The sequence below is a fragment of the Chitinimonas sp. BJB300 genome, assembly GCF_002735695.1.
In the GTDB taxonomy this organism is placed as follows: Bacteria; Pseudomonadota; Gammaproteobacteria; order Burkholderiales; family Chitinimonadaceae; genus Chitinimonas.
In genome coordinates, this window is record NZ_PDZH01000147.1 from 1 (window position 1) to 7,767 (window position 7,767).

The window sequence follows — 7,767 nt, forward strand, 5'->3', positions numbered from 1 at the left end:
GCCTGAGCATCAAGACGCAGAAGAACCCATTCGCACTTTGCCGCAAGTTACTGATCAACGCCTCCCGCGCGGCTTATGATCAGTTACAGCTGCTTCTCGCAGCTACTGCGTAACATCAGTTATTGATTAAGCACAAAAATTCGAAGCGTGTATTTCCCGAACCATAAAACCAAGGCATAGCGGAAAATGGCTCACAGAATCGTTAGATCAATAGCCCAATTCAAGCATTCGTTACTGACTCGGTAATCAAGCGCATACCACCTCATTTCTGCGTGATGATGCGATAACGAAATAGACGCTTACCTAATCGTTCGGTAGAAGCCAGCTTTAATTTTTGCTCTCCCTGCCCCAAATCAACCAACAAAGTGCGTGTCCCACTTGGCAAAGGTGAATCGAACAATAGGGCCGCGTGATAGCGATTGTCACTGGCAGGTAGTAAGTACAATGCCTGCCACATTTGTCCCGCTACTTCAAGCCGCACCGGCTCAACTTTTTTCCCCAACCATTTGCCAGCCAGGAATACGTCGCTCACGCCATCGGCTTGACTACGCGTCACCCGGGCTAGCCACCAGCCGTAGTTGCTGAATTCAACCGCCATCAAGCCACCCGTGGCCTGTGCAGCAATTTCGGCAGTAACACGCAAGGCTATACCACCTTCATCGGCATCCAGTATTTCAGCTCGGTGCAAAAAAGGATCATTGGCGGGACGCCGCGCTTGCTTTTGCCCTAATAAACTACGGGCACGTAAGAAATCGAACACAAGCAATGCTTCGCCCAAACGGACAATCGCGGGTCGGCGTGCCCTGGTCGGCCGGGTAAACCAAGCTTCCATCAACGTCTTCCGAAGCGCGGGCCCCAGCGGTTGCGACAACCTCTCCAACAAGGGTCGGCAATCGTCCAACCCATAGCACAGCGCACGCTCCTTACCACTCCCTCTATCCCAACCAACGCGGCGATGCGCCTCAACGGCGTCCGGCTTAAGAATAAGCGGCGTGCTGCGAAAGAAATCCGACGCCAACCAGACCCCGCCGCACAAAGCCCGGCTTACCCGCGCTGCCGCTGCAACATCAGTCGGCGTTTGCAACAGCTGGAAGGCATCACTCGCCAATAAAAGGTAAGCCAGGGAATACGCTGGCTCCCGCTCGGCCATGCTCGGCGTTGCAGGCAAGGCTGCATATTTCACCAGAGCGAGAAAAAGGTGACATACCCCTTCCCAGCTCTGCCCAGCAGCACGGGGGTCAAGCAATGCCCGCGCCGTGCACGCATGGCCAAGCCAATGGAAATAGCGCCCTGCCAAACTGCTCAATTCGGTAACGCGGCCATTCCCGTGCTTTATGGCGCTGGACTCACGTACGGCTTCAACATAAGCAGCATTGGCCATTTGGTCGGCTAAACGCGCTAGACCCAGGCCAATCAGATCTCGCCGGGTGGGATTATCAACAGTAGTCGCAATTTCAGCGAGGCTGCGCTCAGCACAAGTTTCAGCGGCGGGGGACAACAGTTCCATCAACCGCCTTGCACTGGCGCCATCAGGGGATTGGGCCAACCCTTCGGCTAGCACATCATGCAATGCTTTGAGCGCCGCAATCTCCGGCAGGCCAGGCAACTGGGCAAGCAGCTGTCGACCAGCCTTTAACGGGGAATCACCCAATAAACGATCAAACATACTTCACTTTGAGTGTCGCTAGGCGGCACGGAAAAAATCAGCCGCCACAGCAATTTGGTCGGCATGTTGAAAGGTGGGGGCATGGCCTATCCCATCGAAATCAACCCATTGGGCGCGGGGGCCACGCTCGCTCATGGCGCAGGCTACTTCGGCAGTGAGTAGATCGGACTGGCTACCACGCACCAACAAAACCGGACAGGCAATCCGATCATAGTAAGGCCATAGGTCAACATCCCGCCCATCAATGGTTTGGCGGAAAGGCATAGCGATGCCGTTATCATAATTCAAGCGCCAGCCGCCTCCATCAGCTTTCAGCATCACCTCAGTAAGAAAAGCCCACTCCGCATCGGTATGGGGGCCAAATGGTGCTGAAACTGCGCGGATGTAAGCTTCAGCCACCTCACGCGTGGGCAGCGGCGGCGCATTACCGACATACTCGCCGATTCGTGCCAAGGCTGCCGCAGACAGCACCGGACCAACATCATTGAGCAACAGCTTGCGAATCGGTGAGCCGGGCATCGCCGCCAGCAACATGCCGATCAGCCCTCCCATTGAGGTGCCAAACCAAGAGAGCTGCGCCACATTAAGCCGCGCAATCAACACCAGCATGTCCTGTACATACAGTGGCAGCTGATAACCCATCGGATCACGCAACCAATCACTCTCGCCACGGCCGATCACGTCAGGCGCCACCACCCGAAAGTCACGCGCCATTTCCTGCGCAAATGCTTCGAAATCACGCCCATTACGTGTCAAGCCATGCACACACAGCAATACGCGAGGATTGTTTGAGTCCCCCCACTCCCTATAAGCCATCTTATAGACACCGCTATCGCGACCAATCAACACATGTGCAGGGCGAGGTGCAGACATAAGCAACTCCTGGGGGCTAGACTATCTTTATAGACGTTACTCATTGGCAATATGGTTCTCCCAGCATACGTCGTAGACATTAAATCAATAGGCTTTCAGCAAAAATCCGGTTAGCGACAGATAGCCAAGAATAGATTGCCCCGGTCAATCCACCATGACAGCTCAATCCCTGTCTCGGTTACTGTCTCGGTTACTGTCTGCTGAATCAATGCATCATGATGCATTGATCTTACTTAGGCATTTCCATGCAAACCGGTATCCTTTACGCCTGTGCCGCGTATTTTATCTGGGGTCTGCTACCGCTTTACCTCAAGGCACTGAAACATGTGCCTGCACTCGAAATACTTTTACATCGCATGATCTGGTCGCTGGTTTTCCTGGCGATTATTTTGGCGGTAAGAAAGCATTGGGGCTGGCTCAAACCGGCACTATGCAACCGTAAAGTGGTACTTCGCTTTATCGCCAGCGCTGCGGTACTCTCCATCAACTGGTTTATTTATATTTGGGCTGTCAATGCCGGACGGGTAGTGGATGCCAGCCTGGGTTACTTCATCAACCCGCTGGTCAATGTGATGTTCGGCTATTTGCTGTTGCACGAACGGCTAAGGCCGGCCCAATGGGGAGCCATCGCCGTAGCAGCAGCCGGTGTATTGTGGCTAACCATACAAGCAGGCCAGCTACCTTGGATCGGCCTTATGCTGGCGGCTACCTTTGGCACCTACGGACTATTGCGTAAAACCGCCCCTTTGGGCGCATTGGAGGGTCTGTCGCTAGAGACGCTTCTGCTCACCCCATTCGCTATGATTTGGCTTGGGTGGCTCATCAGCCAAGGCCAAAGCGGCTTTGTAAATGGTGACGCGGCAACCCATTGGCTATTAATTGCGGCAGGCCCCATCACAGCCATTCCATTGCTATTGTTTGCAGCAGGGGCACGGAGAATTCCAATGTCGTTATTAGGGCTCCTGCAGTACATCGGCCCGACTCTGCAAATGGGCTTGGGTGTATTCCTATGGCACGAACCATTCGGCAGTGAAAAACTCGTCGGCTTCGCGCTTATATGGTCAGCCCTGGTTTTATATACGTTAGAGAATTTGTTCAATAGCCGCAAGCTGAAACAAATAGCTGCTTAGCCTTCGCTCTCGATCTTATTAAAACACTCAGGATCGAGGCTCATATTCCATGCAAAAGCCCCTACATTTAATAGTGGGGCCGACCGCTACGGCATTTTGGCCCCATCAGACCGCCGCCTAATCTACTCAATTTTATCTTGCAAGTTTCTGCGCCGTTTCACACATTCCAATATGCCCACCGTAGATTGCAAACAAACGCTTAGCTACTTTGCCGAGGTTTTCCACAATATCGCAATAATTAAAATCAGTGTATTGATGTTTTGTGATTTAAATAACAGATCAAGCAGCACCTATTTCGCAACTACTGATTAATTTCAAATATCAGTGTCACAAATTAATTGTTTCCCGGAGTTTTATCTTGAGCAAAGAAAATCTAGTACTTGTAGCAGGCTTATCTATTTGTATCGGTTTAACTGCTTGTGGTGGTGGCGGCGGCAATAGCCAACCAGCCCCGACAACCACAACGGCCCCTACCCCCACGCCTACTCCAGTCTCGACACCGACGCCTACTCCAGTCCCGACGCCTACGCCTACGCCTACGCCTACACCCAATCCTACTGCGAAGCGCTTGTTAGAGGGCGATATGTACAGTTTGCATGTGCATGTAGATCGAAGAAATCAATTGGGTGGCGTAACCGTGCTGCAAACGTCGATTCAATCTGACGGTACGATTTCAGACGACCATGCTCCCGTTCGCCGTGCGGTTTCTCCATCGTTCCTCCATGCTTTGTTATCAGCCCGACTTTCATACGCAGATGACTACCTAGACCACACAGCAGGAGGCACGCAGGATTGGTTGGGCGGTTCGGTAGTAAGAAGCAATTTCCACGGCAGGGGTGTACCAGGCTGGCTAACCCATAAGACATCTGAAGAGGATTCGCCTACCTATCGGTTTAAACTTGAAGAGATTGATTTAACCGGTAAATCGATGAAAAGTACCATGTACTTCAGTACAGGCGAAGCTAAAAATGGCGTATTGCCTTCTGGTGCAAAATTGGCTGATGCTTTTGGCGATGCCAAATTTTCGGCGGGTGCAATAGGCCTGCAAATACATATGGTAATACCGGAAAATATGTCGCTGTATAATCATGATATTTTTGTTTCTCATGAAAAGTCATCAAATCTGATTTGCCCTTGGACAATATCCAACTCATTGCGAATAGGGTTAAAACTTAGCGATAATGGCAAAGTCGAGGTCTATAATGTGAGCAACACCGAGTGTAAGATTGCAGGAAGCATGCTTGGAGAAGGACAATATAGCCAAACGAAAACCAAGGGGGTATTTGACACATGGGATACCAATTACTTTTTTACTCTCCCAACTTCACTCAATATAGAGAGTCAATTATTTAATTCGACCTATGTAAAGGCTGGCGCAAAATTGGCCGTTACCATCATTGGTAACATTGGCGGCCCACATGCCGGCGCTTATTTTGACAAAGAAACAAAATTGGTCGACCCACAAATTCATTTCAATAAAGCTGCCATCAGCGAATTAAAGGTGCAGCTAGCACTATAATTTGTAGAAGGATGTTTTGGTTTTTTTAAAAGCACTTCAAAACCAAATAAGGCTCAACAATATCACTGGGCATAGGCGCCAAGCACCTATGCCCATTTTTTAAGTACCCACCATTCAAATTCAGCAAAAGAAGCCGTATACCAGAAAGTATTGACACCCGCCTCTTTTCGATAAATTTAGCGTTTCCCCTTCATTTAAAATCACCAAAACCCACTGACTATTGATTACTACCTCATTTGAATCACTCTTCATTAGAGTAATAGTCTAATTTACTATCATTGATTTATTTGTTCACCGAATTGTGGCGTGCTAAGTTGCTGGCGTTGATCTTCGTGCTTCAGGTTATTCTATTTTAGATAAATATTATAAATAGCCGGTGCAGCTTCCCCACCAACAAATCGGAGCAATCCATGAAGCGCTGGGCAATTCTTTTCTTTAGCTTAATCAGTTACGCCATTACGGGGGCCGCACTGGTCACGCTTGGGCTTTTTCTCGATCATCACTTCCTGCCACTCATGGCTCAACCCGACCCCAACGCCTCACTTTTCAGCAACTTGATGATCAACCTGGGCTTGTTGTCTCTATTTGGCCTCCAGCACAGCATCATGGCCAGACAGCGCTTTAAAGACTGGCTGTCTCTTTCCCACGCCATGGAGCGCAGCTTGTTTGTTGCGTTATCCACCCTGCTTGTCCTGCTCATTTGTTGGCAATGGCGTGCCCTACCCGGCCAACTTTGGTTGGTAGAAGCACAACCGTGGTCAACGGTATTGATCGCTGTTTCTCTGTGTGGATGGGCTCTGGTCTTGGCTTCCAGCTTTACTGTTAGCCATACAGAGTTATTTGGTCTTCGCCAAGGCTGGCTACAGTTTCAAGGTAAACCCTATCAGTCGACGCCTTTCGTCATCAAGGGATTATATCGGGCGATGCGCCATCCACTAATGAGCGGCTTCCTGCTTGTATTTTGGGCTACACCGAATATGACGATGACGCATTTTATTTTTGCGCTGGGTATGTCAATTTATATATTGATCGGCATTTATTACGAAGAAAACGAACTACTAAGACATATTGGCCCAGATTACACCGCTTATAAAAAACAAGTGCCGATGCTCATCCCTGCACCATGGCGTTTAGTTCAGAACTCAAAAAACAAATTACTCCCTTCGTAAGCACCGTGCCGTGATTGCGAATGAAAAGCCATCACGGCACCAGCCTTTGGCGCAGGCGTTTCAAGCACATGAATCATCTGCGCAACAGGCCTCTGGGCTTATAATTACTGCCTATCCCCCAGCAAGCAGAACATTGTGCATTACGAACACCTGATTCAAATCAACGACCCCAACGATCCGTTGCTAACTCCATTGTCACGTACGCAACTGTGGCGTGGGCTGCTGCGCCGGGTTGAACAGCCCCAGGAGTTTCTAGTGGGGGTGGTGACGGTGAAGATCTTAGAACGTGGTGAAGGCTGGCTCAAACGCGAAATGCTGCTGGGCAACCTTACGGTAGTGGACCACATTACGTTGGACATTGAACAGCGCGTACATTTTGATACGGCCCCCAGCGAACAACACCAGGGGGGCAGCTTTACCATGCAGATAGAAGAGCCCACCCCGGACTCACTATTTATCCGCTTCAGTTACCGCACACCACTGCATGAACACCGGCCAGAGGACACGACGGCAGATGATGCCTACTTCTCTGATTATGTGAAAACCGCCTACCGTGACACAGATATTGATGCGGTCAGCTGGATACGGGAATTGGCTGAAACGGGTGAGTTGGAAGATTGAATCGAAATTGGCCGACCCATGTTATAGCGCTGTTTGCCTTGGTAAACGTAGACTCAAACACAGGCCGCCACCCGTCCGCGGTTGCGCGGTTATTTCTCCGCCATGCGATTCAATTGCGCGACGGGCAATCACCAGCCCCAGACCAAACCCCGCCACGCCCTGGTTTTCATCGACACGGCGGAAAAGCTCGAAAATCAGGGCCAACTCCGCCTCAGCAACGCCAGGGCCACAGTCGGCCACCATCACTTTCAGCTGTTGTTGATCGACCTTTACCATTACTTCCACCGTCGTATCAGGTGCAGTGAACTTGATAGCGTTGCGAATGACATTCTCAAACGCCCGGTGCAATAGCGCCGCGCCGACTTCGGCAACAAATTCGCCACTCGCTTGCAGTTGCACATCGCAGCCAAGCAAACGGGCTTCGAACTGGGCATCGTCGGCAATCGCCGCTACCAGTTCGACCAATTCCACCCGTTCACACTTTACTTCAGCCGACCCCGCCTCCAAACGCGCCAACGTCAGCAACTCGCCCACCAAACTATCCAGCCGTATTGCCTCACGCTCGATACGCTCCAGACTGGTCTCAACTTTGTCGGGCCGCTGCCTCGCCAATCCGATTGCGGCTTGCAGGCGCGCCAATAACGAACGCAACTCATGCGATACTGAACCGCCCCGGGTTTTGAGGAGGCTTCTTGATCATAGAGAATAGTGCCATGAAGAAGACGACCCCCTTTTCCCCGGAAGTTCGCGAACGTGCGGTGCGTATGGTGCAGGAACATCGTGCCGATT

At 51.0% G+C, this 7,767-nt stretch carries 7 protein-coding genes and 1 pseudogene; 4 read left to right on the forward strand and 4 right to left on the reverse strand.

The genetic code is table 11. The annotated features are described in order from the left end of the window. Positions 1 to 262: 262 nt before the first annotated feature. Both CSQ89_RS18265 and CSQ89_RS18270 read right to left on the reverse strand, forming a co-directional pair. On the reverse strand, positions 263 to 1,666 hold the full coding sequence (locus CSQ89_RS18265; RefSeq protein ID WP_099407511.1) for a hypothetical protein: 1,404 nt from the start codon (positions 1,664 to 1,666) through the stop codon (positions 263 to 265). An 18-nt stretch (positions 1,667 to 1,684) separates the two neighbouring features. After that, complete coding sequence (locus tag CSQ89_RS18270; RefSeq protein WP_199065692.1) at positions 1,685 to 2,539, reverse strand: alpha/beta fold hydrolase; 855 nt, start codon at positions 2,537 to 2,539, stop codon at positions 1,685 to 1,687. 245 nt (positions 2,540 to 2,784) lie between these two features. On the opposite strand from CSQ89_RS18270, the gene rarD reads away from it, so the two are divergent. The 4 genes from rarD (at position 2,785) to CSQ89_RS18295 (ending at position 6,978) form a co-directional block, all read left to right on the forward strand. Next, positions 2,785 to 3,669: an EamA family transporter RarD gene (rarD, locus tag CSQ89_RS18275; RefSeq protein WP_099407512.1), complete on the forward strand. Its 885-nt coding sequence runs from the start codon at positions 2,785 to 2,787 to the stop codon at positions 3,667 to 3,669. A gap of 358 nt (positions 3,670 to 4,027) precedes the next feature. Then, a complete protein-coding gene (locus tag CSQ89_RS22180; protein ID WP_139022959.1) occupies positions 4,028 to 5,188 on the forward strand; it encodes a hypothetical protein in 1,161 nt (386 codons plus the stop codon). A 410-nt stretch (positions 5,189 to 5,598) separates the two neighbouring features. Continuing rightward, entirely contained in the window at positions 5,599 to 6,357 is a 759-nt protein-coding gene (locus CSQ89_RS18290) for a methyltransferase family protein (RefSeq protein WP_099407515.1), read from the forward strand. 135 nt (positions 6,358 to 6,492) lie between these two features. Then, positions 6,493 to 6,978, forward strand: a complete 486-nt coding sequence (locus CSQ89_RS18295) for an AtaL-like protein (protein WP_158229036.1) — start codon at positions 6,493 to 6,495, stop codon at positions 6,976 to 6,978. A 21-nt stretch (positions 6,979 to 6,999) separates the two neighbouring features. Here the strand turns inward: CSQ89_RS18295 and CSQ89_RS23550 are convergent, their stop codons facing one another. Together CSQ89_RS23550 and CSQ89_RS23555 are read right to left on the reverse strand one after the other, a co-directional pair. Continuing rightward, positions 7,000 to 7,512: a sensor histidine kinase gene (locus tag CSQ89_RS23550; RefSeq protein ID WP_308418177.1), complete on the reverse strand. Its 513-nt coding sequence runs from the start codon at positions 7,510 to 7,512 to the stop codon at positions 7,000 to 7,002. After that, a pseudogene (locus CSQ89_RS23555) lies at positions 7,486 to 7,632 on the reverse strand (histidine kinase dimerization/phospho-acceptor domain-containing protein); the annotation flags it as partial. The gene CSQ89_RS23550 and the pseudogene CSQ89_RS23555, both read right to left, overlap by 27 nt. Between the last annotated feature and the right edge of the window lie 135 nt (positions 7,633 to 7,767).

What these genes read in the sequence shown, in the direction of transcription:
- CSQ89_RS18290 (WP_099407515.1), top strand. Translation starts at nt 5,599, where the DNA reads ATGAAGCGCTGGGCAATTCTTTTCTTTAGCTTAATCAGTTACGCCATT.
- CSQ89_RS18265 (WP_099407511.1), bottom strand. Translation starts at nt 1,666, where the DNA reads ATGTTTGATCGTTTATTGGGTGATTCCCCGTTAAAGGCTGGTCGACAG.
- CSQ89_RS18270 (WP_199065692.1), bottom strand. Translation starts at nt 2,539, where the DNA reads ATGTCTGCACCTCGCCCTGCACATGTGTTGATTGGTCGCGATAGCGGT.
- rarD (WP_099407512.1), top strand. Translation starts at nt 2,785, where the DNA reads ATGCAAACCGGTATCCTTTACGCCTGTGCCGCGTATTTTATCTGGGGT.